The organism is Arcobacter defluvii, assembly GCF_013201725.1.
In the GTDB taxonomy this organism is placed as follows: Bacteria; Campylobacterota; Campylobacteria; order Campylobacterales; family Arcobacteraceae; genus Aliarcobacter; species Aliarcobacter defluvii.
In genome coordinates this window covers 2,299,889-2,323,456 of sequence record NZ_CP053835.1, presented here as the reverse complement: position 1 = coordinate 2,323,456, position 23,568 = coordinate 2,299,889, and the positions used below count along the sequence as shown (strand labels likewise).

At 25.6% G+C, this 23,568-nt stretch carries 22 protein-coding genes; 11 read left to right on the top strand and 11 right to left on the bottom strand.

The window, feature by feature from the left end:
- Position 1 precedes the first annotated feature (1 nt).
- Positions 2–1,249, top strand: coding sequence for a dicarboxylate/amino acid:cation symporter (locus ADFLV_RS11595; protein ID WP_129011946.1), 1,248 nt, complete (start codon positions 2–4; stop codon positions 1,247–1,249).
- 19 nt (positions 1,250–1,268) lie between these two features.
- On the opposite strand, the gene ADFLV_RS11590 is transcribed toward ADFLV_RS11595, so the two are convergent.
- The gene (locus ADFLV_RS11590; protein WP_041654872.1) at positions 1,269–1,655 is read right to left on the bottom strand and encodes a nuclear transport factor 2 family protein; all 387 of its coding nucleotides are present in this window, start codon (positions 1,653–1,655) and stop codon (positions 1,269–1,271) included.
- Between the two features lie 111 nt (positions 1,656–1,766).
- Between ADFLV_RS11590 and pyrC the strand changes: the two genes are divergently transcribed.
- Together pyrC and ADFLV_RS11580 are read left to right on the top strand one after the other, a co-directional pair.
- The gene (gene pyrC / locus ADFLV_RS11585) at positions 1,767–2,780 is read left to right on the top strand and encodes a dihydroorotase (RefSeq protein WP_129011947.1); all 1,014 of its coding nucleotides are present in this window, start codon (positions 1,767–1,769) and stop codon (positions 2,778–2,780) included.
- Between the two features lie 24 nt (positions 2,781–2,804).
- Positions 2,805–3,350, top strand: a complete 546-nt coding sequence (locus tag ADFLV_RS11580) for a 6-pyruvoyl trahydropterin synthase family protein (protein ID WP_129011948.1) — start codon at positions 2,805–2,807, stop codon at positions 3,348–3,350.
- A gap of 25 nt (positions 3,351–3,375) precedes the next feature.
- Here the strand turns inward: ADFLV_RS11580 and ADFLV_RS11575 are convergent, their stop codons facing one another.
- The 4 genes from ADFLV_RS11575 to ADFLV_RS11560 form a co-directional block, all read right to left on the bottom strand.
- The gene (locus ADFLV_RS11575) at positions 3,376–4,278 is read right to left on the bottom strand and encodes an AraC family transcriptional regulator (protein ID WP_129011949.1); all 903 of its coding nucleotides are present in this window, start codon (positions 4,276–4,278) and stop codon (positions 3,376–3,378) included.
- Positions 4,279–5,031 (bottom strand): SDR family NAD(P)-dependent oxidoreductase, encoded by a 753-nt coding sequence (locus ADFLV_RS11570; RefSeq protein WP_129011950.1) that lies wholly within the window; start codon positions 5,029–5,031, stop codon positions 4,279–4,281.
- Between the two features lie 91 nt (positions 5,032–5,122).
- Positions 5,123–6,415 (bottom strand): Na+/H+ antiporter NhaA, encoded by a 1,293-nt coding sequence (gene nhaA / locus ADFLV_RS11565; protein WP_014474932.1) that lies wholly within the window; start codon positions 6,413–6,415, stop codon positions 5,123–5,125.
- Complete coding sequence (locus tag ADFLV_RS11560) at positions 6,412–6,789, bottom strand: Fur family transcriptional regulator (RefSeq protein ID WP_014474931.1); 378 nt, start codon at positions 6,787–6,789, stop codon at positions 6,412–6,414. Before ADFLV_RS11560 ends, nhaA begins: the two co-directional genes overlap by 4 nt.
- 120 nt (positions 6,790–6,909) lie before the next feature.
- On the opposite strand from ADFLV_RS11560, the gene ADFLV_RS11555 reads away from it, so the two are divergent.
- Both ADFLV_RS11555 and ADFLV_RS11550 read left to right on the top strand, forming a co-directional pair.
- Entirely contained in the window at positions 6,910–7,839 is a 930-nt protein-coding gene (locus ADFLV_RS11555; RefSeq protein WP_014474930.1) for a metal ABC transporter solute-binding protein, Zn/Mn family, read from the top strand.
- Positions 7,836–9,296, top strand: coding sequence for a HoxN/HupN/NixA family nickel/cobalt transporter (locus ADFLV_RS11550; RefSeq protein WP_129011951.1), 1,461 nt, complete (start codon positions 7,836–7,838; stop codon positions 9,294–9,296). Before ADFLV_RS11555 ends, ADFLV_RS11550 begins: the two co-directional genes overlap by 4 nt.
- Before the next feature lie 9 nt (positions 9,297–9,305).
- On the opposite strand, the gene ADFLV_RS11545 is transcribed toward ADFLV_RS11550, so the two are convergent.
- Positions 9,306–9,860, bottom strand: a complete 555-nt coding sequence (locus ADFLV_RS11545) for a GNAT family N-acetyltransferase (protein ID WP_129011952.1) — start codon at positions 9,858–9,860, stop codon at positions 9,306–9,308.
- A 105-nt stretch (positions 9,861–9,965) separates the two neighbouring features.
- On the opposite strand from ADFLV_RS11545, the gene ADFLV_RS11540 reads away from it, so the two are divergent.
- The 5 genes from ADFLV_RS11540 to ADFLV_RS11520 all read left to right on the top strand — a co-directional run bounded on the left by ADFLV_RS11540 (position 9,966) and on the right by ADFLV_RS11520 (position 14,752).
- Complete coding sequence (locus ADFLV_RS11540; RefSeq protein WP_014474927.1) at positions 9,966–10,628, top strand: response regulator transcription factor; 663 nt, start codon at positions 9,966–9,968, stop codon at positions 10,626–10,628.
- Positions 10,629–10,717: 89 nt separating this feature from the next.
- The gene (locus ADFLV_RS11535) at positions 10,718–12,112 is read left to right on the top strand and encodes a c-type cytochrome (protein WP_129011953.1); all 1,395 of its coding nucleotides are present in this window, start codon (positions 10,718–10,720) and stop codon (positions 12,110–12,112) included.
- The gene (locus ADFLV_RS11530) at positions 12,109–13,437 is read left to right on the top strand and encodes a c-type cytochrome (RefSeq protein WP_129011954.1); all 1,329 of its coding nucleotides are present in this window, start codon (positions 12,109–12,111) and stop codon (positions 13,435–13,437) included. Before ADFLV_RS11535 ends, ADFLV_RS11530 begins: the two co-directional genes overlap by 4 nt.
- The gene (locus tag ADFLV_RS11525) at positions 13,434–13,907 is read left to right on the top strand and encodes a TlpA family protein disulfide reductase (RefSeq protein WP_129011955.1); all 474 of its coding nucleotides are present in this window, start codon (positions 13,434–13,436) and stop codon (positions 13,905–13,907) included. Before ADFLV_RS11530 ends, ADFLV_RS11525 begins: the two co-directional genes overlap by 4 nt.
- On the top strand, positions 13,886–14,752 hold the full coding sequence (locus tag ADFLV_RS11520) for a 4Fe-4S binding protein (RefSeq protein ID WP_129011956.1): 867 nt from the start codon (positions 13,886–13,888) through the stop codon (positions 14,750–14,752). Before ADFLV_RS11525 ends, ADFLV_RS11520 begins: the two co-directional genes overlap by 22 nt.
- A 159-nt stretch (positions 14,753–14,911) precedes the next feature.
- Here ADFLV_RS11520 and ADFLV_RS11515 read toward each other — a convergent pair whose 3' ends face one another.
- The gene (locus tag ADFLV_RS11515) at positions 14,912–15,730 is read right to left on the bottom strand and encodes a LysR family transcriptional regulator (protein WP_129011961.1); all 819 of its coding nucleotides are present in this window, start codon (positions 15,728–15,730) and stop codon (positions 14,912–14,914) included.
- Positions 15,731–15,821: 91 nt separating this feature from the next.
- On the opposite strand from ADFLV_RS11515, the gene ADFLV_RS11510 reads away from it, so the two are divergent.
- Entirely contained in the window at positions 15,822–16,697 is an 876-nt protein-coding gene (locus tag ADFLV_RS11510) for an AEC family transporter (protein ID WP_129011957.1), read from the top strand.
- Positions 16,698–16,711: 14 nt separating this feature from the next.
- Here the strand turns inward: ADFLV_RS11510 and ADFLV_RS11505 are convergent, their stop codons facing one another.
- The 4 genes from ADFLV_RS11505 to ADFLV_RS11490 all read right to left on the bottom strand — a co-directional run bounded on the left by ADFLV_RS11505 (position 16,712) and on the right by ADFLV_RS11490 (position 23,548).
- Complete coding sequence (locus tag ADFLV_RS11505; RefSeq protein WP_014474920.1) at positions 16,712–17,107, bottom strand: PAS domain-containing protein; 396 nt, start codon at positions 17,105–17,107, stop codon at positions 16,712–16,714.
- A gap of 12 nt (positions 17,108–17,119) precedes the next feature.
- Positions 17,120–18,499 carry a methyl-accepting chemotaxis protein gene (locus ADFLV_RS11500; protein WP_129011958.1) on the bottom strand — a complete coding sequence of 460 codons (1,380 nt, stop codon included), beginning with the start codon at positions 18,497–18,499 and terminating at the stop codon, positions 17,120–17,122.
- Between the two features lie 143 nt (positions 18,500–18,642).
- On the bottom strand, positions 18,643–21,492 hold the full coding sequence (locus ADFLV_RS11495) for an ABC transporter substrate-binding protein (RefSeq protein ID WP_129011959.1): 2,850 nt from the start codon (positions 21,490–21,492) through the stop codon (positions 18,643–18,645).
- A 19-nt stretch (positions 21,493–21,511) separates the two neighbouring features.
- Positions 21,512–23,548 carry a sensor domain-containing protein gene (locus ADFLV_RS11490; protein WP_014474917.1) on the bottom strand — a complete coding sequence of 679 codons (2,037 nt, stop codon included), beginning with the start codon at positions 23,546–23,548 and terminating at the stop codon, positions 21,512–21,514.
- Positions 23,549–23,568 lie beyond the last annotated feature (20 nt).

Genomic DNA, 23,568 nt, shown 5'->3' with positions numbered 1-23,568 from the left:
GATGCTAAAGAAATTATGGTTTAAAGTTATTGTTGGAATGATTCTTGGTTTGATTTTAGGTTTATTTTTATCACCAAGTGCATTTGCAATGGTAGATGAAAAGCTTTCTTTTATGTTAGCTCCATGGATAGCTTTGATTGGAAATATTTTTTTAGCATTAATAAAAATGATAGTTATTCCTTTAGTTGTTAGTTCTATAATTTTAGGAATTGTAAGTGCTCAAAGTGTCGAAACTTTAAAAAAATTGGGATTTTTTATTTTCCCTTATTTTATTTTAACTACATTAGTTGCAGTGTTTTTAGGGATAATAAATACAACTATAATTAATCCCGGTTCGTATGTTTCAAAAGAAGTAATATCTCAAATGAGTGTAGCAAATACTCAAGTAGCAAAAACAATACAAAATATATCAATTCCAGATATGATAGTAGATTTAATACCTGTAAGTGTTGCAAAAGCAGAACTTGCAGGAAATATCTTAGCTTTTGTTGTTTTAGCTATTTTTGTTGGAGTTGCTCTTTTAAATCTAAAAGAAGAGGAATCAAAACCTTTGGTTGATTTATCAAAATCAATTCAAGCTTTTTCAATGAAAATAGTAGAATGGGCTATGAAACTAGCTCCTTATGCAGTATTTGGACTTATTTGTAATATAACAATAAAAATAGGTTTTCAAGCAATTTCTTCAATGTTTATGTATATTTTAACTGTACTTTTTGGGTTGATATTACTTTTGTGTTTTTATTTAATTATAGTTTATCTCTCTTCAAATATGAAACCATTTCAATTTTTAGGAAAGATAAAAGAAGTTCAACTTATGGCTTTCTCAACTTCAAGTTCGGCTGCAGTGATGCCACTTTCAATTAATACAGCAGAAACAAAACTAAATATACCTCCAACTATTTCAAAATTTGTAATACCTTTGGGTGCAACTATAAATATGGATGGAACAGCACTTTATCAAGTAAGTGCAGCAGTTTTTTTAACTCAAATTTTTGGAATAGATTTATCTTTTTTTGAATTGGTTATTTTAGCATTGACAACTGTTGGAGCATCAATTGGAACACCAAGTACTCCAGGAGTTGGTATTGTAATACTTGCAACAATTTTACAAAGTATTGGAGTTCCACTTGAAGGAATAGCACTTATTTTAGGAGTCGATAGAATATTAGATATGTGCAGAACTACAATAAATGTAACAGGGGATTTAACAGCTTCTTTATTTATGAAAAGAGTTTTAGGTATTAAATAAATTAATACCTATTTAAACTTTATAACATACGTGGTATTTGTGATGAATGGTGATGTAAAATAGGCTTAGGTCTTGAAATATCTAAAACATAACTAAAACGAGCTTCAAAGTTTAGTAATTCACCATCAACTGCAAATCTCCAATTATAAATACCACTTAATGAAAAAATTTGATTTTGAATTTCTTGAGAAATCACAGTTTTTTCATGAAGGGCAATACTTAGTTCTTCTCTACTACCTAATTTTTCGAAATAATCTTTTAATTTATCTGGTGTATTTAATAATCTATTTGAAAATGTAGGAATTAATACAGCGTGATCATCATATAAGTTAAGTAGTTTTTCTATATTAGCAGTATTAATTGCATTCATCCAAGCTTCAAGAATATCTAAAGGCATTTTTCTCATTTTTTCCCTTTTTTTATTGAAATATTAGCAAATAAGATTTAAATGCAACTTAGTTGCATTTAAAAACTCTTTAGTTAAAATGCCCAAAATAAAAAAAGGAAATTATTTAATATGGAAAGATTTATTATAAATTCTGCTTTAGATATGCATCTTCATTTAAGAGATGATGAGATGTTAAAACTTGTAGCTTCTAAAACATCAAAAGATTTTGTAGGAGCACTTGTAATGCCAAATCTTGTTCCTCCAATTACTACAAAAGAAGCTCTTTTATCATATAAAAAAAGAATAAAAGAAGCTTGTAAAGATGATGATTTTAATCCTTATCTTACGATATTTTTTCAAGTAGATTATACATATTCATTTTTAGAAGATATAAAAGATGAGATAATTGCAGTAAAACTTTATCCTTTTGGTGTTACAACAAATTCCCAAACTGGTGTATCTTCAATGGATGTTGAAATTTTAAGACCAACTCTTGAAGCAATGAGTAAATTAGGCATACCTTTGTGTGTACATGGAGAAACAAAAGGTTTTGTAATGGATAGGGAAAAAGAGTTTTTACCTATTTATGAATCTTTAGCAATAAATTTCCCAAATCTTAAAATAATTATGGAACATATCTCAACTAAAGAAGCAGTAACTTTACTGGATAAATATGAAAACTTATATGCAACAGTTACAATTCATCATCTTCTTTTAACCCTTGATGATGTTGCTGGTGGAGGATTAAATCCACATTTGTTTTGTAAACCTATAGTTAAAAGATATGAAGATAGAGATGCTTTATTAAAAGTTGTATTAGACGCTCATCCTAAAATAATGTTTGGTTCAGATTCTGCACCACATCCAAAAAATAACAAAGAAGCAGCAGATGGTGCAGCAGGTATTTTCTCTTCACCAATAGCACTACAAGTTTTAACAGAATTATTTGAAAAGCATGAAAAATTAGACAATCTAAATAATTTTGTAAGTTTAAATGCACAAAGAATTTATAATCTAATGCCTATTAAAAAAGAAGTTAATTTAATCAAAAAAGATTTTATAGTTCCTGAAATTTATAGTAATGAAACTGAACAAGTAGTTCCAATGTTTGCTGGTAAAACTTTGCGTTGGAGTATTGAATAAATAATTTATTCAAAGGAGAAGAAGATGATTATAAGAAAAAAATTTAAATTTGAAGGTGCTCATATAGTGAGAAACTGCTCTACAAATAGATGTAAAAAGTCAATTCATGGACACTCTTATATTGTTGAAGTATTTTTTACTTCAAATAAGTTGGATAATGGATATATGATTTTAGATTTTGGTTTAACAAAAAAACATATTGAAAATATTATAGACTCTTTTGACCATGCTTATTCAATGTGGAGTGAAGAAAAAGAAGAGTTTAAAAACTTTTTTAAAACTAATAGTGAACGTTGGATAGAAATGCCAGTATCACCAAGTGCTGAATCTTATAGTTTAATGTTCTTAAAGTTTATTGACCATATTCTAAAACACACAACTTTTTCAAATGCAGAAGGGGATGTTTTAGTAACATCCGTGAGAGTGCATGAAACTAAAACAGGCTATGCAGAAGCTTTTAGAGAAGATATGGAGTTAATTGAATTAGACATCAAAAAAGTAGTATTTTCTAAGGAAGTTATAAATGAATGGAAAGAAAAAGATGAATTGATTAAAATTTTATCTTTTTAATTATTATGATGGAAGAAAATTTTAGCTATGTATTAAATAAGGCAATACCACTTTTTTTAATATTTTTTATATCTAAACTAGGATTTATACCAAAATAAGAGGTATATTCTCTACTAAATTGGGAGTTACTTAGATAACCAACTTGAAAAGCAGCTCCTGAAATATCCATATTTTGTGTAATCATCAATCTTCTTGCTTCTTGAAGTTTTTGTATTTTTCTATATTGCAAAGGAGTTAATGCTGTAAAAGTTTTAAAATATTTAAAAAAGTTAGAAACACTCATATTTACTCTTTTTGCAATCTCTTCTACACTTAAAGATTCATATAAATCTTTATTCATAAAAGAGATAGCTTTTGAAATTTTATAAGCATTTCCTTCAATAAAACTAAGTTGTAAAAGTTCAATAGTTTTATTAGTGATAAGTAAATGGTAAAGTAACTCTTTTTTATACATTTTTAAAAGAGTTTCTATATCTTTTCCTTTTTTAGAAAGTTTAAAAAGTCTAAAAACTGTATCCAATAATTCTTCATTTATTTTATATGAGCAAAGGGCTAAAGAGCTTTTATTTTTATCTAAAGTAATAGAAAACTCTTTTATTGCTTCAAAAATCTCTTCTAAAGTAAAAGAGATTTTAAAAGATAAAAAGGGTTCATTTTCTGAAGCTTTTACTATTCTTCCTGAAATAGGAAGATATGTAGATGAGATTAAAAAAGAGGAGTTATCATAAGTTATAACTTTTTTTCCAATAGTTACAATCTTCGCTCCTTGTAAAATTACAAATAGTGATGGTTCATAAACTGTTTGCAACTCTTTTGTTATATTTGAAGATTTGAAAATTATCATTGAAGGAATATTTGTAGTATTAATTCCCTCAATCAAACTCTCTTTTAAAACTAAGTTTTTTAACTCTTCAAGTAAATCTTTCATTTATAAACACATTCCTCCTGAAATTTCTATTCTTTGTCCATTTATCCATTTACATTCTGATGAAACTAAATTAGCGACAGCTTCTCCAATATCATTTGCAACACCAACTCTTCCTAAAGCAATTTTAGAAGCAATTAATTTATTTATTTCTTCATTATCCCTAACTACACCATTTCCAAAATCAGTCTCAATTGCTCCAGGTGCTATTACATTTACACTTATTCCTCTTTTCCCTAACTCTAAAGCTTGATACTTTGTCATAACTTCAACCGCTCCTTTCATAGTTGCATAAGCACAAAATCCATCTAAACTAAATCTTGTAAGCCCTGTTGAAATATTTAAGATATTTCCATTATCTTTGATATATGGAAGTAGTTTTTGAGTTAAAAAAAATGGTGCTTTAATATGTATATTCATCAAATCATCAAACTCTTTTAGAGTTGTATTTTCGAAAGAGTTATTTATTCCGATTCCTGCATTGTTTATCAATAAATCAAAACAATTTGTATCAAAATTTAATTTTAGACAATTTTTAAATTCTTCTACAAAAATATCAAAAGAGTCTACTTCTAAGGTATTTAGTTTTATTGCAAATGCTTTTTGCCCAAAACTCTCTATTTCTTTTATAACTTCTAAAGCAGCATTATTTGAATTATTGTATGTAAAAATTATATTATAAGATTTTTTTGCTAGTTGTAGAGCCATATTTTTTCCTAAACCTCTACTAGCACCAGTAATAAGTGCTATTTTCATCTTTTATCCTTTATGTTTTTTTTGATTATATAAGAATAAAAGAGAAAATAGTTAGATTAAAACTCTATAAAATTTGCCTAATTCTCTAATTTTAAGAGTTATATTTTTTTCTATTACTTGCTAAAATTAATAAAATACCAAATACAGCAGCTATAAATGAAGCTCCGAAGATTCCAAGTTTCACAGCAGCAATAATTCCTTCATCAACAAAAGCTAAATGAGTGATAAAAATTGACATTGTAAATCCAATACCACCTAAGAAACCAACTGCAATTACTTCAAACCAAGAGATGTTTTCAGGTTTTTTAATAATTCTTAATTTTGTTAAAAGATAAGTAAAACCAAAAATACCTATTGGTTTTCCAATTAATAATCCAAAAACAACTCCTGAAACTATCATTAGATTTGCTGAAACTGTTGTGAAGTCTATTAAAACTCCTGCATTTGAAAATGCAAATAAAGGCATAATAAAAAATGCAGATAAACCATGCAGGTTATGCTCAAGTCTAACTAATGGATTTTGAACTTTATCGTATCCATAAGCAATACTTTCTAAAGCATCTGTTTGATGATGATTTAAAATAGGAATTTCATCTATGTTTTTTTCAAAATCATCTACTGAATCTCTTGTTTTTTGAATAAACTCTTTTTCATCTATTTTAGAACTAATTGGAATAGCAAAAGCTAATAAAACTCCAGCGATTGTCGCATGAATTCCAATTTCATGGATAAATACCCATAAGAATATTCCTAAAATTAGATATGGTAAGATTTTTTTTACACCACTGTAATTTAAAAACCAGATAAGTCCATATGCAATTCCTGCATGTAAAAAATATTCAAATTTAATTTCACTTGTGTAAACGGTTGCAACTACTAAAACAGCACCTAAGTCATCAACAACAGCAAGGGCAACTAAAAATAGTTTAACAGCAGGATTTACTTTTGTTCCTAAAAGCATTAAGATACCTAAAGCAAATGCAATATCTGTTGCCATTGGAATACCAAATCCCATTGGATTTTCACTATTAAATGCAACATAAATCAAAGCTGGGATTACCATCCCTCCAATTGCAGCAACGATTGGAAAAGAGGCTTTACTTGCACTTGAAAGTTCACCTATTATCATTTCTCTTTTTATTTCAAGTCCTACCATAAGAAAAAATAGAGCCATTAACCCATCATTTATCCAATAAGTTAAGTTCATAGAAATAGTTCTATCACCTAAAGTTATACCTAAAGGCATATGCCATAAATCATAGTAAGCTTGACCTAAACTTGAATTTGCAACAATAACAGCTGCAACAGTAGCAATAAACAGAATAATTCCACTTAATGCTTCTTTTGAAATAAAATCTTCAATTACTAAAAACTTTTTTATCATTCTTTTCCTTCCATACAATTTTTGCATATACCTTTGATAATAATATTTTCAATTTTATATCCAGGCATAACAAAATCTAATTTTTCATGAATACACTCAATTTTCGAGCACTCTGAACAAATAAAGTGAGAGTGTTGATTTTTTTTAATTTCGAAGTATCTTTTTTTATCATTTGATTCAAAAGAACTTATCAAATTTTCCTCTTCGAAAATAGTAATATTTCTATAAAAGGTTGCTTTATCCATAGAAATATAATCTTTCATATCTTCGTAAGATAAAGGTTTATTTGAATTTACTAAAAGTTCTAAAATAGATTTTCTAGCACTTGTAAGCTTGATATTTGTAATGTTTGTTAAATTATCTAATATATTCATAGTTAAGATTATAGCAATTTTTTTTTAAAATTAGTTTTACGACTAAGTTGCATTAAAGATTAATGAGATTAGAATTACAAAAAAATTGCAACTTGGTTGCAAAATAGTAAAGGAAAAAATTTGAAAAGAATTATATTTTTATTCATTGCTTTAGGTTCATTTTTATATGCCTCAAAGCCAGAATTAACTGTAAATATTTTACCTCAAAAATATTTTGTTCAAAAAATTGTAAAAGATAAATATGAGATAAATGTAATGGTTAAACCAGGAGCTTCTCCTCATAATTATGAACCAAAACCATCTCAAATGAAATCTTTAGTTGTTTCAAAAGCATATTTTTTAATTGGAGATTCTTTTGAAAAAGTTTGGTTAGAAAAATTAAAACAAAGTGCAAAAAATACTCTATTTGTTGATACAACAATTGGAATTGAAAAAATAGAAATGGCAAAACATGAACATCACGATGAAGAAGCTAATCATGAAGCAAAACATGAACACGAACATGAAGCGAAACATGATGACCATGACGAAGATGAGCATGAAGAACATGGACATGACCATACTGGATTAGATCCACATATTTGGTTAGATCCAATTTTAGTAAAAATTCAAGCAAAAAATATTTATGAAGCAATGGTAAAAATTGATTCAGCAAATAGTGATTTTTATAAAACAAATTATGAAGAGTTTTTAAAAGAACTTGATACTTTAGATGCTGATATTAAAAATATTTTAGCTCCATATAAAGACAAAGCATTTATGGTATTCCATCCTTCTTGGGGATATTTTGCAAAAAGATATGAAATTGAAGAAATCTCTATTGAAATTGAAGGAAAAGAGCCAAAACCAAATGAATTAGTTGAGTTAATAGAAGAAGCTAAAAAACATAACATAAAAATAGTTTTTGTTTCTCCACAATTTTCTCAAAAAAGTGCACAAACAATCTCTAAAAATATTGGAGCAAATGTTGTAGCAATTGACCCTTTATCTGAAAACTGGTCAAAAGATTTATTAAAAACGGCAAATGAAATAGCTAATAGTTATAAATGATTAGATATTTTATAATATTTTTGTTATTTAAGAGTATCCTATTTGGATGCTCTTTATGTTCTATTTATAGTCCAAGAACTCATGTATCTACTCAAATAAAAGCTGATAAAGAGTATATAAAAACTTTAAAAGTAAATTGGAATTTTGCAAAAGAGTTTCAAGAAGAGTTATTTAAAATTTATGATTTGAATTTAGATGGAAAATTTGAAGAAAAAGAATTAGCTTTAATTCAACAATCTTTGATTGATTATATAGAACCAAAAAATTTCTTAACTACAATCTCTTATGATAATAAAATAGATAAAAAACCTTTACCTTTTAAAGTAAAAAATTACAAATTAACTTACAAAAATTCCATTTTAAATTTTGAATATAATATTGATTTAAATTATAAAATTTATGATAAAAACATCTTAACAATAAAAATTTTTGATGATATGAGTTATTTTTTGATTGTTTTTGAAGATATGAAACAATTATTTTATATACCTTATAAAATATCAAAACAGACAAATACAAATGAAGTTATTTTTACTATAAATGCTCCATCTTTAGCTGAACAAAAAATAGAAGAAAAAGTATTACTTCCTAAAGTTGAAGAAATTAAAAATGAAAAAAAAGAAGAAATAATACAAGTTAAAAATGAGCAAATAAAAAATGAAAATATTTTAGATAAATTTGTTTTAAATATAAAAAAATATTTAGTTGATATAGAAAATGGTGACAAATTTGCTTTGATATTTTTACTTATGGCTTCATTTTTATATGGAGCAATTCACGCTTTAGGTCCAGGTCATGGAAAAGCTTTGGCTTTCTCATATTTTTCTTCACAAAAAAGTTCTTATTTTGAAGCTTTTGTTATTTCATTGGTTACTGCTTTTGTTCATATTATTGGAGCTTTGATTTTAGTTTTATTTTCTGTTTTTGTGCTTGAAAGTGTTTTAAATAGATTTATGGAAGATTCTATTTCATATGTAACAGCATTTTGTGCAGTTATTATAATGCTTTTAGCTTTATATATTTTATATAGAAAATTAACTAAAAAATCATGTTCTTGTTGTTCTTGTAGTGTGCCTTTAGAAACTACAAAGTTTTCACTAAATCCACAAAATATAAATTTTGTAAAAACAAGTCATAATAGACCAATAATAGATACAAAAAGAAGTAAAAAACAAGATTTGATTTTTGTTTTAACAGCTGGAATAATACCTTGTCCTGGAACAGTTTTGCTTTTTGTTTATGCTTTTTTATTAAAAACATATTTTGCAGTAATTTTGGCAAGTATAAGCATAAGTCTTGGAATGGCAACAGTGATTTTTGCTTCATCTTTTTTAGGAGTAACTCTTAATAAAGTATCAAATAAATCACAAATATTTGCAAATATTTTAGAAATAGCTGCTCCAATTTTTATGTTTATTTTAGCTTTATTTTTACTTTTAAATTCTAAAGTTTTTTAAATCTTAATTTCAAACCATTTTTATCATATGATGATAATTATGGTTTGCCACTTCTAAGATAGTGTTCTTTTTAAATCCTATTTTTTCATATAAAGCTAAAGCTTTTGGATTTTCAAAATCAACAAGTAAAGAAACTTTTTCAAAACCTAACTCTTTTGCTTTTTCTTCTATATAAACAAAAAGTTTTTTTGCTATTCCTTGTCCTTGAAAGTTTGGATTAACACTAACTGTATCTATATAAAACTCATCTTCAAAACACTCTTTTTCAAATGAATCTAAATAAATATTTTTAGTTTTTAGATGTTCTAAGATTGGGCTATCTAATTTTTTTATATTATTTGAATTGTAAGCAAGTAATAATCCTACTATTTGATTTTCTATTTCATAAGTGTATATATTGTTATAACTTAATCTATTTATATCCATTGTTATATAAAAATCTAAAGTTTTTAGTATTTGTTTTTCTTCATTTTCACCAGTTAGTGTATTTGCAATATTATGAATTGCATCAAAAATAAGAGTTGAAATATTTGTAATATTATCTTTTTGTGCTTGTTTTATCATTTTTTTCCCAAATATAATTTTTTTGTGATTCTATACTATTTCAACTAACAGATAATTAATAGATTTATTTTACAATTTTATTAATCGTAAAATTGGAGAGAGTTGTTGAAGGTATTAAAAATTTTAGTTTTAGAAAGTAGTGATAATTCGATTTCTCAAATTATAGAAATTTTAAGAAATAATGATTTTTCAGTAGATATTTGTAGTAATAATAGTGAATTTTTGGAGTGTATTTATAATAATTTATATGATTTATATCTAATAAATATAAATGAAAAATCTCTTCCTAGATTTCAGTTAATTCAATTATTAAATGAATATCATGATATGACTATGAAAATGGTTATAGCTTCAATTCCAAATATTATTAAACCGTCTTTTTTATCTGGCTGTGATGAATGTATTATAAAAAATATAGATGAAAAAGAGATTTTATTGCGTATAAAAGCACTTATTAGAAGACAATTCAAAATTTATTCAGATTCTATTCATATAAGAAAAAATATCGAATATGAAATATTTCATAAAAAAATCCTGATTGATAAAACAGAAGTTCATTTAGGAGAAAAACCTCTTTTGATTTTAGATTATTTACTTAAATTTAGAGGCTTATTTGTCTCTTCTGAAAATTTAGAAAATGGAGTTTATCCTGCTAATAGTAATAATAAAAATGGTGTAATCCGTTTTCATATACATAAACTTAGACAAATTCTAGGAAATGATATTATCGTTTCAAATAGAGTAAATGGTTATAAAATCAACATTTAAAATCCCTAAAAAACACAAACGAATAATTAACACAGTAGCATTAAAATAGCATTTGCATAAGCAAATATATATATAGGGAGGATTTGGGTATGTTTGATTACCCCATTTTTGAGATGCCTTTTATAGGTCAAAGAATGTTAATGGCTATAAACGCAATTATTCATGTTTTTGTATCTCATGGAGGAGCAGTTGGTGGATCTATTGTATTAGCTGCAATGGCTTGGTGGGCAAATAAGAAAAACGATATGGCAGCATATAATTTAACATTTAAAGTTGTTATGGTTTTCTTTATTGTATCTACATCAGTTGGAGCATTAACAGGTGTTGGTATGTGGATTCATGCCAATATTTTAAGTCCAAATGCAATAGGTGGGCTTATTAGAGTATTTTTCTGGAAATGGTTTATAGAGTGGATTGTATTTAACTTTGAAGTTGTACTTTTACTTTTACTATTTATGAGTTGGAAAAAAAATCAAGAAACTGCACAAGGTAGAGCTAAAACTATAAGAATTGGTGTTTATTATGCTATTTCTTCATGGTTAACTATGGTTATTATCACTGCAATTTTAGCATTTATGCTTACTCCAAATTTTGATGGACAACCTTGGGTTGACCCTGAAGTTTACCCTGGAAATGTAAACTATAATAATGCCTTATTTAATCCAACTTGGTGGCCTTCACTTGCCTTTAGAACATTTACATCAATAGCATTTGCAGCAGCACTTGCAATAATGTGGACTTGGATCATCGCAACTTTTTCAAAAAATGAAGAAGACAAGGAAGCAAAAGCAAGATTAGTAAAATTTTTAGCAGGAATTATGCTGATAACTGTTCCAATAAGTGCAATTTTTGGTTATTGGTATTACACAGAAATTCCAGCAGCTGCACTTGCCATGATACCAACAGCTGTTATGACAAGAGCATTTGAAGATAGATTTGATTTAATGTATCTTATAGCTATTGGTATTGGTGGAAGTATTATTATCACAACAATTATTGCTTATTTTTCTCCAAAAAGAATGCCTTATTTAGCAGCTAGTTTAATGGTTGCAGGATTTTTAGTTCTTTGGGGATATGAAGAAAGAGTTAGAGAGTTTATACGAAAACCTTTTTTGATTTATAACTATATGTATTCAAATGGAATTAGAGTTACAGACGTTCCATACTTAAATAAAGTTGGTATTTTAGAACATGCTGTTTTTTTAGATGAAAATAAAAAAAGAGTAAATGAAGATAAATCAAACATTATTGAAGTAGGGAAGTCAGTTTTTCAAATAGAGTGTCGTATCTGTCATACTCAAAATGGTATTAATGGATTAAAAGGTTTAACAACTGGTTGGTCACATGATGCTATTAGAAATAGATTAAATAATCTTCCAGGTGGTGGAACGCCATATATGCCTCCATTTGTTGGAACTGAAGCTGAAAAAGATGCCCTTGCAGCTTATATCAAATCTTTAAATACTAAAGGAGTTATAAAATGAATTGGAAATTACCATTTGATATTCCATTAATTACACCAACTTTAGGACTTCCTTTAGAGTTTTTTAGTATTTTGGGAATTATAGTTTTTGTTGTTCATATCTGTTTTATATATATGTTAATTGGAGCCTCAACAGCTTCTGTTATTTATAATATTATGGGTGTATTTAAAAAAGATTCAAACTATGATAAGTTTGCATATAGAATGACAAACTACACAACAGTATCAGAAAATATGGGTGCTTTATGGGGAGTTGCTCCTTTACTTGTAATTTCTGTACTTTTTACAGGATTTTTTTATACAGCAATTTTGAAAGTTAGTCCACATATTTTACATATTATTTATGGAAATATCATTGCCTTTTTACTTTCTTATGCTTATAAATTTTCATGGCATGCTTTACAAAATCATAAAGGTTTTCATATAGCAATTGGATTATCTGCTGTTTTAGCGTTTTTTACACTTCCTTTTGTATTTATGTCAATGACAAATCTTTATATGCAACCAGAATTATTTGCAACTATAAATAATATTTGGGACATTATGTTTACTCCTGTTACTGGATTTAGACTTTTAAATTTCTTTTTAACAGCATTTATGGCAACTGGTGTTGTAATGATATTTATAGGTGCTAGATGGGTAAAAAAAGGTGAGGTTGAAGTAGGAAAAATCGCAATTAGTCAAGGTAAAAAATGGTTTTTACTTGCTACTCCTTTAAATATTGTTGTAATGCCTTTATTACCATTTGTATTTACAGCACGTATTAGTGAAGCTTTAATGCATACAGGATTTATTTATTTACCATTTATTTCTTCAATACTTTTAATTATTGCATTTTTATATGTATTAAATAAATTTAATGATGAGGTAGTAACTTCTCAAACAGCTTTAAGAGCAATAGCTCTTGTAGTAGTTTCAATTTTTTTAATGGCAACAACAAGAGAAGGTGTAAGAGTTGTATCTTTTGCTGAACCACTTGCTCTTCAAGCACAAGCTACGGAAGAGTTTATGACAGCATCGCTTGCAGAATATAAAAAATATAAAGAAGAATTAGCTAATAAACCTGCAATGGATTTAAAAAATCCAGTAATTTTAGCTGAATCAAAAGGGTGTTTAGCTTGTCATAGTGTGGATGTTAAATTAGTTGGACCTTCTTATTTAGAAGTTTCAAACAAAGAAAGAAACAAAGATGTTTTAATTCACTCTATTCAATATGGAAGTGCAAATAAATATGATGTTATTCCAATGCCAGCACAAGATATAACAGCAGATGAAGCTCTAATACTTGTAGATTGGATTCTTTCTTTAAAAGATACAAATAAATGAAAATTCTCAAGATAATTTTTCTATTTTTTATATTAAAAGAGGTGGCTTTTGCTACCTCTTTTTCTTTTGAAAATATAGAAAAAGATAAAATAAATATAGTTGCTTTTGTAACTTCATGGTGTCCTGTTTGTATTAAAACAAATGATTATTTAGTCTCTTTAGGAGAAAAAAATAGTGAGATTTTTATAACTTTACTTTTCGTAGATGAAGATATCCCAACTTCAATAAAACAAACTTCTAATCTAAAAACAATCTCTATTTCACTTAATGATTCTAAAAATTTTGGAGTGACAAAAAGTGTGCCTTATATTTTGATTTTTGATAAAAAAAGTGAACTTGTAAAAAAATATCACACTTTTAACGAAAATCTGATTAGTAGATTAATAAATAATCTAAAAAACAATCTATATGAAAATGGTACTTTACCACCTGAACAAAGGATAGACTTATGGCAAAAAAACAGATTTTAGCTCCATCATTATTGATTACCTTTTTTTTGTATATTCTATTTCCATGGTTAAGTTTTAATGATATTCATTTGTTGATGTTCAATTTTGAGTTTCATAGATTTGAGTTTTTATTTATAGCTTTTGAAGCTTCAACTCATCAGTTGATTTATATTGTAATTTCTCTTTTTATTGGATTATTAGTAGGATTAAATTTAACAATATCAAGATTTTTTTGTGGATATTTTTGTCCAACTTCTCTTGCTTCGATTATTGCTATGAAACTAAAAAATCCTTTTGTCCTTTTTTTTACGATTATGTCATTTGCTTTTATTTTGGCATTTTCAACTATTTCGTATTTTACATCAGCTGTTGATTTGTTTTTAAATTTTACAAAATTTGATACAGCTTCAATTTTTGTTGGAATTTTAACAACAGGATTTACAAGTATATTTTTAGTATTTCGTGCGTGGTATTGTTCTATTTTATGCCCTTATTTTTTTGTAAGTGCAATTTTGCCACAAGAGAAAAAACAAACTTTTGAGTTTTTTGATAAAGAGAGTTGTATAAGTTGTGAAAAATGTGTAAAAATCTGTCCTATTGATGACCTTGATATAAAAGCAGGTTTTGATATAAGATGTGTTCAATGTGGACTTTGTGAAGTTGCTTGTGAAAGTGTAATGACAAAATTTAACAAATCTTCACTTATAAAGAAAAAATATAAAAATAGAAATATTTTTAAAAGTTTTTCAGAAAAAGGTTATATTTGGGGTTGTTTGATTTTTATAATTATGATTGTTTCAATAATTTATATCTTAGATAGTTCAAATTTGGATAACTGCTATTTTATAAATAAAAATTTGTATTAAACAAAATGGTCACTTCTTATTAAATTTAGAGATTACATTCAGAAAATTAGTAGGAAAAGACTGTTTGTACATAAAATTTATTTTGTATAGTTGATAAATTATTTTATGACCATTTGTGAAATCTTAGAAAAAAATTGTTAATTTAAAGTTTGGAAAATTTTATAATTTTATTTTCTTTAAATAAGTTGCAATCATAGGAATATAATCTTTTCTGCAAACTAAATGGGTTTCTAACTCATTTGGTAATTTTGTAAGTTTTAATTCATTTGTATAAGCATATTTATCAATAATCATTTTTGAAACATAAGCTTTTCCCATTCCTGCTTTTACACAACCTAACATCACTTCATAATTTTCTATAAATATTGTTTTAAAATCTAAATTTCCTCTTTGTTTTTCATAAGAAGCTAAAAATTTATAGTGGGTGCTATCTTGTTTATATGCGATAAGTGTGTTGTTATACTCCAAACTTTTTGGTTCAACCATATATAAATCATCATAAAATTTGTTTAAAATTATCAAGTCTTTATGGTTTGGAACTCCAGTTATAAAAGCAATATCAAGCTTATAATCAAGAAGTTTTTCTAAAACTTGTGGATTTGCATTTGCATAAAATTCCAATTGTATATTTGGATATTTTTTATTTAATTTATCTATAAAAGCCAATAATCTCAAAGCTACATTTGCTTGTCCAGAACCAATTCTAAGTGTTTCTTGATGGGTTAAATTTTTCATTTTAAGTTCAGCAACTTCAACTTTTTTTACAATTTCACTTGCAAGTGGATAGAGTTTTTCTCCCTCTTTTGTAAGAATTACACCACTTGGTACTCTATGAAAAAGTAAATATCCTAAATTTTTTTCTAATTGTTTTATTCTTAGAGTTACATTTGATTGAGTAAAGTTAAGTTCAAGTGCTGCTAAAGAGATAGATTTTTTATTTGCAACACTTACAAACACTCTTAATAAAGTTGATTCCATATTACTATCCATTATGTAGTGTATTATTTTGTATTATTTGACATTATATTGTAAATTGTTTATAGTTTCAAAAAATTATGAAGGATTTTAGTTGATAGAACTGCTGTTCAATAAACTTATGCCAATTGTAATACTAATAATTATTGGTTACTATTGGAAAAAAAAAGAGTTACCTTTTGATAAGGATATGATTAGTTCTTTAATTATGAATTTAGGAACACCAGCTCTTTTAATAGCTTCAATAAATAATAAAGATTTAACTAGCGAAAATATAATAACAATTTTAATTTACGGAACAATAATTATTGCTATTTGTACTATTCTAACAATAGCTTATTTGAAATTTGAAAATAAACCAATAAGACCATTTTTACAAAGTTTTATTTTTCCAAATACTGGTGGTTTGGGAATTCCTATTGTTTATGTATTATTGGGACAAACTGCATTTGTTTATGCAATTACCTTTTCAGTTTTGATAAATATTTATCATTTTACTATTGGGTTATGGCTTTCAAATAGTTCTTTAAATCTAAAAAAAGCTTTGCAAACACCTGTTTTATACGCTTTAGTTCTCGCGCTTGCTTTTAAAGGAACAAATACACAAGTTCCTTTTATAATAGAAGATGTATGTAAAATGTTAGGAGGAATAGTAATCCCTTTATTGCTTATGGCTTTTGGTTCATCACTTGTTGGTATAAAAATAGGGCAAAATATAAAAGCAGTTAGAATGGGAGTAGTGCGTGTAGTTTTAGGATTTTTAGTTGTTTATACTATTTTTTATTTTGGAAATTTTGAACCAGTTTTAATTTATACTTTATTGATTCAATATTCTATGCCAATTGCAACTACGAGTTATCTTTTTGCTTTAAGATTTAATGGACCTTTTGAAGAAATTGCAGTTATGACAGCTTCAAGTACAATAGCAATTTTATTTTTACTTCCTATAATAATCTATGTAATAAATTAAATTACATAGATTATTTATTCATTTTCTTTTAAATTTTTATACAGCTTTTCATAAACTTCTATTTCTTCTTTTGAAGCTTTTTTTCTACAACTTAAATAACCTTTTTCTCCATCATAATTTTCAAAAGGATAAACTGTTGCAAAAACCCAATAAAAACCATCATCTTTTGTTCTATTTTTTACATAACCAGTCCAGATTTCTCCTTTTTTTACAGTTTCCCATAAATCTTTAAAGGCAGTTTTTGGCATATCGGGGTGTCTTACTAGATTATGAGGTTTTCCTACTAATTCATCCAAAGTAAAACCAGCAATTTTACAAAAATCATTATTTGCAAAAGTTATAATACCTTTCTCATTTGTTTCACTTACTAAAAAAGCATATTCATCTAAAATAGTCTCATTACTACTCATTTGTTATTCCTTTTAGAACCTTTTACTTTTTGCATCAAAGACTAACTCTTGTGCCATTTTTTGAGTTGTTGTTGTGATTTTTGCTACATTTTTTGCTTGATTTACATTTTCTAAAGATAATTGATTTAATAAATTTATCATTCTATTTATCTCTTCAATTCCTTCTAATTGTGTATTACTTGAGCTACTTACATCTTGTATAATCTCTATAGTTTGATTTATATCATTATTTAATTCTTCATAACCTTCAATCATCATATCACTTATTTTTTTCCCTTCATTTGCTTTTGTTGTTGCTTTTTCAACAATATTTTTTATTTCACTTGCCGCTTGTGCACTTCTATTTGCAAGATTTCTTACTTCTGCTGCAACAACTGCAAATCCGCGTCCAGCTTCACCAGCAGTTGCCGCTTCAACAGCTGCATTAAGTGATAAAATATTTGTCTGAAATGCAATTTGGTCAATAATTGTTATAGCTTCATTTATAAATGTTATCTCTTTATTTATTTCATCCATAGAATTAGCAGTTTTTGAAGCTAAAACTTCTCCATTTATGACAGCTTTTTTTACAATCTTTCCAAGTTCATACATCTTTTGTGCATTTTTTGTATTGTTTTTTGTTGTGGTTGTTATTTGAGTTAAAGAAAAGGTAGTTTTTTCTAAAGATGAAGTTTGTTCTGTTGCTTTAGTAGCAAAAAAGTTTACAGTTTCTAACATATTTTTGGAGTTATTTTCTAAGATTAAACCATTGTCTAAATTTTTTTTAGCATTTAAACTAAGAGTTTCCCCTAAAAAATTTATGCTTGTTAGAACTTTTAACATTTCACCTTTTACATTATTTGTAATATCAACTTGCTTAGTAAAATCATCTTTTGAATAAGATTCTAAGATATTTACTAAATCATTCATATCTTTATTTACTTCATCTAACATTTTATTAATTGTATTTCTTAATGTCATAAGCATTGGATTTGTTGTTTTTGAATTTATTCTTGAGCTATAAATTCCTTGTTCAACTCTATCCATGGTGATTACAATCTCTCCTAAAACTTTCATATCATATTTCATTCTTTTATCAATTTCTAATGAAATATTATTTAGTTTTAAATCTAATTGGGTGATTTCACTATTTCCTTTTATTAAACAAGGAATATATTTGTTGTTTTTTGAAGTCAAAAAATCTAAAAAGTTTTCAAAGTTTTTATTAAAACTATAAAATTCATTTGTTGTTGATTTTATGAATAAAAAGCAAATTATTCCTATAAAAGTTGAGAAGAGAAGAGTTAAGATTATACCTAGGGTAGTTTGAGAGTTTAATCCTGCTAGAGCAATTAAAATAAAGCCTATTTGAGAGATAATATACAAAATTACTATTTTACGTTTTATTTCCATTTTTAATTTATTCTTTCATATCAAATACCCAAGTTTATGAAGAACTTAGGTCTTATATTTATCTTAATAATGCAATATCCATTCCTTAAGATACTGAATAACTGATATTAAAGAAAAACTTAAAATATTAAAATTATTAAATTTTAATTTTTAGGAAAAGTTATAATTATTTCAAGTCCATTATCTATATTTGAAGCTTTTATCTCTCCTTTAAAATGTCTATTTATAATAGTTTTACTTATATAAAGTCCCAAACCTGTACCATTTTTTTTAGTTTTTGTTGAAAAATATAAATCAAATATTTTTTCTAAAAGTTCATCTTTTATTCCACCAGCATTATCTTTTACTTTAATTATTAGATTTTTTTCATTCTCTTCTAATGTCACATCAACTGTTTTATTTAAATAATCATTTTCTTTAAAAGCATCAATTGAATTATTAAAAATAGTTAATATTACTTGGTATAGTTCATTTTTATAACCATAATAAGTCACATCAGAGATATTTGAATAAAAATTAAACTTTATACGATTACTTTCAAATATAGGTTTAATAAGATTATAAGTAGATAGAATCACCTCTTTTAAAACAAAAAATTCTTTATCTTTTTTTGGTTTAAAGAAATTTTGGAAATCATCTATTGTATTTGATAAATAATCTATTTGTTGTTTGAAATTTATTTTTAGATTATTTAGAGTTTCAGTTGATAAATTCTCTTTTTTATGTTTTATGATTATTGTGTTTACTATTAGTGAAATATTATTTAGAGGTTGTCTCCATTGGTGTGCAATCATATTCATCATTGACCCCATTTCAGCAAGTTTTGCTTGTTGGAACATAATTGCTTTTTGTTCGTGATTTTTTTGTAATTCTTCTTTTATTCTTTCTTCAAGATTTAAATTTAATTCAGCTAATTTTCTTTGAGTATTTTTTAGTTCACTAATATCTATGATTGTACTAATTCTTTTATTTGAATTTTTTATATTATGACCTTTTACTAATCCATCTATTAAAGTTCCATCTTTTTTAACAAAAGTTAATTCATAAGGTTCTTGGTCATTTTTAAGTTTTTGTTTTATGATATGATAATCTTTTGTAGCAACAAAATCAGAATATGATTTATTATAAATTTCTTTAAAATTATCATAACCTAGAATTTTTAGAAGTTGATTATTTGCTTTAAAAAGTTTTCCATTATCAAATAGAGCAACACCTTCTATTGTAGAATTAAGCCACTCATTTAATTCGTCATTTTTTCTTTTTAGAAAAACTACAAAAAATAAAATAGTAATTAAGATAAATAAAAATGTATAAAATATTTTCCAAATTAAATCTTTATTAATAACTTCTTTATATCTTGTAACTTTATATTTTTCTTCTATTTGTTCAATGTCTTCATGTGAAAAATTTTCTAATCCAAAATTGATAATTTCTTTTAATTCGGGTTTAGTTTTTTTGATGGCAAAAGCACCTTTTATTGGTTCAATATGATTCAAAAATCCTGAAATCTTAAATTCTCCATATCCAAATTTTTGAATTAATCTATCAACTGTTATATTGTCTGTTATAAAACCATCTACTTCATCATCTTTTAGCATTGAAATAATTTTTTCTAAATCATTTTCAACTAAAATATTTGTGCCCAAATAGTGTGAAGTTAAATAATCTTTAAATACACTATATCTTGTAACAAACTTTTTATTTTCTAATATATTATTTTCAATAAAAGGTTTATCTATTTTTGTAATAATTACTAAATTTGATTTTAAATAAAAATTACTTCTATCCATAATTTTATAGTATTTGTAAGAATCTTCAGCAGTGATAGTTACAATATCACATTTATTATCTAAGACATTTTGAATATTCTTTTTATAATCATCTATTTTTATTGGTTTTAATATAAATTGAAATTTTTCTGCAATATTATTTAAAATTTCTCCAGATATTCCTATTAATTTATTATTTTCATCTATTCCATCTATAGGAAAAGAACTATCTTGTATGCAAACAGTAAATTCTTTATTTTTTGTTAGATAATAGTTTTTATAAAAATCATTTAATGCCTCTTTTTCATTCCAAATAAAATCATCTAAATTCATATTTTTAAATTTTTGTGGATAAATCAAAGATATTGTATTTGCCATCTCTTTGATTTTTGATTTATCAATATTTCCAAAATCTTTTTTAGAATAACTGCTAAAAGATTTTAAAATATTTGCTTCATAAGTTAGAGCTTCTTTTGATTTTTCTTGAGTGTTATATTTTTCATAGGTTAGGTTTACACTAAAAGGAATATTATTAAAAGCATATATCCAACCTTCTTTTGTAGCTTCAATAAAATCTTTTACAATTTTAGGATTTTGTTTTGCAAATTGTGTTGAGGTATAAACCATATCACCATAAAAATCAAATCCATAATCTTTTGGAAGGAAAGTATTATATTTTATATTCTCTTTTTCTAAAAAATAAGCTTGATTAGATAAATATCCAACAATTGCATCTGATTCTTTCTCTATAAAACTTTTGGAATAAAAAGTATGTTCTTTTGCATTTACATGAATATCTTGACTTTTTAAAATAGCATTTATTGAAATATTTGAAATTTCATTTTTAGCAAACTCTATATTTTTATTCTTTAAAGAAGTTAAAGTATCTAACTCTTTTTGAGTAAATAAGGCAATTGGTGAAGATTTGAAAACTGAAAAAATAGCTACAATATCTGCTCCATTTAATTTATGATAAATTAATGAAGAATCATCTATTCCAAAATTATTTTGATTTGTTAATACTGTATTTAGTGGATCAAATTTTCCATCAAACTCTTTGAAATTTACATCTAAACCATATTTCTCATAAATTCCTAACTCTTTTGCTACATAAAATCCTGCAAATTGGAATTGATGTTTCCATTTCAACTGAATTGAAATAGGAGTTAGTTCATTTGAGTATAAAAAAGAAATCATTAGTAAAAATAGAGATATGATTTTCAAGATATTCCTTTAAATTATTTTATAAGAGATCCGCACTAACTGGTTCTTTAAATAAAAAACCTTGAAAATGTTTACATCCCATAGATATTAATTTTTCATATTGCTCTTGTGTCTCTACACCTTGCGCAATTACATTTAAATTAAATTTATTACCTATTGACAATATAGTTTCAACAATAATTGAATCATTTAAACTATTTGATAACTCTTTTATAAAAGATTTATCAATCTTTAATTCATTGATTGATAATTGTTTTAAATAGGCTAGAGATGAATAACCTGTTCCAAAATCATCAATTGATAAGTTGATTCCTAAATCATTTAATTCTTTTATTTTATCTAAAGTTTCTTGGGTATTTTTTATTAATAAATTTTCTGTTAATTCTAACTTTATTTTATTTGGTTCAATTTCATATTTTTCTATTTGAGATTTCAAAAAATCATAAAAAAACTTTTCTTGAAATTGTTTATAACTTATATTTATCGAAACTTTCCAATCTTTTTTTATAGAATCTTCTTTCCATTGTTTTAATTGGATTAAAACTTTTTCAAAAACTAATTTGCCTAATGGTACAATTAAATTTGTTTCATCAGCAAGTGAAATAAATTTTTTAGGAAAAAGCAAGCCTTTTTCTTTATCTTTCCATCTAACTAAAGCTTCAACACTAACTATTTTATGCTGATTATTCTCATATAAAATTTGAGGTTGATAATGTATTACCATCTCTTTATTTTCTATTGCATCTCTTAATTTTTGAGTTAAATCGGCTTTTTGTTCTATTACTTGTTGTAATTTAGGATTAAAATAGCTAAATCTATCTCTTCCTTTTTCTTTTGAATTATACATAGCTGTATCAGCGAATTTCATCAATTCATCTATACTATAAGAATCGTTTTTGAATAGAACTATACCAATACTAGCAGATAATCTAAAATCAAAATTCTGAATGATATATGGTTTTCTTATCTCTTGAAGAAGTTTATTTGAAATATCATTTATGTAGTTCATTACTAAATTTTCATTATTATTAGAAAATTTCATAGCAACAATAAATTCATCTCCTCCTAATCTAGCTACAATATCATTTTCTCTTAAAATATTTTTTATTCTGTTTGTTGTTTCTATTAAAACAATATCTCCAATATTATGCCCTTTCGTATCGTTTATGATTTTAAAATGGTCTAAATCTATAAATAAAAGCGCTCCACAAGAGTTTACTCTTTTTATCTCTTTTATCATTTGGATTAATAATTCTCTTAGTAATAATCTATTAGGAATACCAGTTAAACTGTCATAATAAGCTAATTGAGAGATCTCTTTCTCTTTTTTCTTTAAATCACTTATATCAACAACAGCAGAAATTCTGATTTTTTTATCTAAAAGAGTTAAATCTTTTCCTCTTAAAATTACTGGAAAAATTGAACCATCTTTTCTAATCATCTTAGCTTCATAAGGTTCTTGATTGTCATTATTTATAACTTCTTTTACAAAATTAAAAGATTCAGAAGCTATGAAATCAAGGGCATCTTTTCCTATCATTTCATTTCTTTCATATCCTAATAATTTAGGTGCAACTGCATTTACATCAATACATTTTTTATTTTCATCATAAACAATAATTCCTTCTATTGTAGAATCAATTATAGTTTTAAATGATTTTATAAAATCATCTTTTTCTTGTAAAATTTGTTTTTCTAATTTTTTTTGTTTTGTTATATCAATACCTATTTGTACTTTAACTTTTCTTCCATCTAACCATTCTATTATCTTATCTGTAAACAAATAATAATGATGGTTTATAGAGTTTTCATTTTCCCATTCGTAAGTTGTTCCAATAGGAATATCTATTAAATTTATTTTTTGTTTCTGTAAAGGACAAAAAATACATGGACTTTTAAAATCTTTTTGTAAAACCTTAAAACAAGTTTTACCCACAATTTCTCCAAACTCTTCTTTACATTTTTTATTAGCATAAATTATTTCATAGTTTGATAAATCAATAATATAAATTAAAGCACCTGTACTTTCTACAATTGTTTCCATCTCATTAAACATACTATGACCTTTTTTAATTT

Excerpts from the sequence above, each read along its gene's own strand:
- ADFLV_RS11595 (WP_129011946.1), top strand. The coding sequence starts at position 2 with ATGCTAAAGAAATTATGGTTTAAAGTTATTGTTGGAATGATTCTTGGT.
- ADFLV_RS11590 (WP_041654872.1), bottom strand. The coding sequence starts at position 1,655 with ATGAGAAAAATGCCTTTAGATATTCTTGAAGCTTGGATGAATGCAATT.
- pyrC (WP_129011947.1), top strand. The coding sequence starts at position 1,767 with ATGGAAAGATTTATTATAAATTCTGCTTTAGATATGCATCTTCATTTA.
- ADFLV_RS11580 (WP_129011948.1), top strand. The coding sequence starts at position 2,805 with ATGATTATAAGAAAAAAATTTAAATTTGAAGGTGCTCATATAGTGAGA.
- ADFLV_RS11575 (WP_129011949.1), bottom strand. The coding sequence starts at position 4,278 with ATGAAAGATTTACTTGAAGAGTTAAAAAACTTAGTTTTAAAAGAGAGT.
- ADFLV_RS11570 (WP_129011950.1), bottom strand. The coding sequence starts at position 5,031 with ATGAAAATAGCACTTATTACTGGTGCTAGTAGAGGTTTAGGAAAAAAT.
- nhaA (WP_014474932.1), bottom strand. The coding sequence starts at position 6,415 with ATGATAAAAAAGTTTTTAGTAATTGAAGATTTTATTTCAAAAGAAGCA.
- ADFLV_RS11560 (WP_014474931.1), bottom strand. The coding sequence starts at position 6,789 with ATGAATATATTAGATAATTTAACAAACATTACAAATATCAAGCTTACA.
- ADFLV_RS11550 (WP_129011951.1), top strand. The coding sequence starts at position 7,836 with ATGATTAGATATTTTATAATATTTTTGTTATTTAAGAGTATCCTATTT.
- ADFLV_RS11545 (WP_129011952.1), bottom strand. The coding sequence starts at position 9,860 with ATGATAAAACAAGCACAAAAAGATAATATTACAAATATTTCAACTCTT.
- ADFLV_RS11535 (WP_129011953.1), top strand. The coding sequence starts at position 10,718 with ATGTTTGATTACCCCATTTTTGAGATGCCTTTTATAGGTCAAAGAATG.
- ADFLV_RS11530 (WP_129011954.1), top strand. The coding sequence starts at position 12,109 with ATGAATTGGAAATTACCATTTGATATTCCATTAATTACACCAACTTTA.
- ADFLV_RS11525 (WP_129011955.1), top strand. The coding sequence starts at position 13,434 with ATGAAAATTCTCAAGATAATTTTTCTATTTTTTATATTAAAAGAGGTG.
- ADFLV_RS11520 (WP_129011956.1), top strand. The coding sequence starts at position 13,886 with ATGGCAAAAAAACAGATTTTAGCTCCATCATTATTGATTACCTTTTTT.
- ADFLV_RS11515 (WP_129011961.1), bottom strand. The coding sequence starts at position 15,730 with ATGGAATCAACTTTATTAAGAGTGTTTGTAAGTGTTGCAAATAAAAAA.
- ADFLV_RS11505 (WP_014474920.1), bottom strand. The coding sequence starts at position 17,107 with ATGAGTAGTAATGAGACTATTTTAGATGAATATGCTTTTTTAGTAAGT.
- ADFLV_RS11500 (WP_129011958.1), bottom strand. The coding sequence starts at position 18,499 with ATGGAAATAAAACGTAAAATAGTAATTTTGTATATTATCTCTCAAATA.
- ADFLV_RS11490 (WP_014474917.1), bottom strand. The coding sequence starts at position 23,548 with ATGTTTAATGAGATGGAAACAATTGTAGAAAGTACAGGTGCTTTAATT.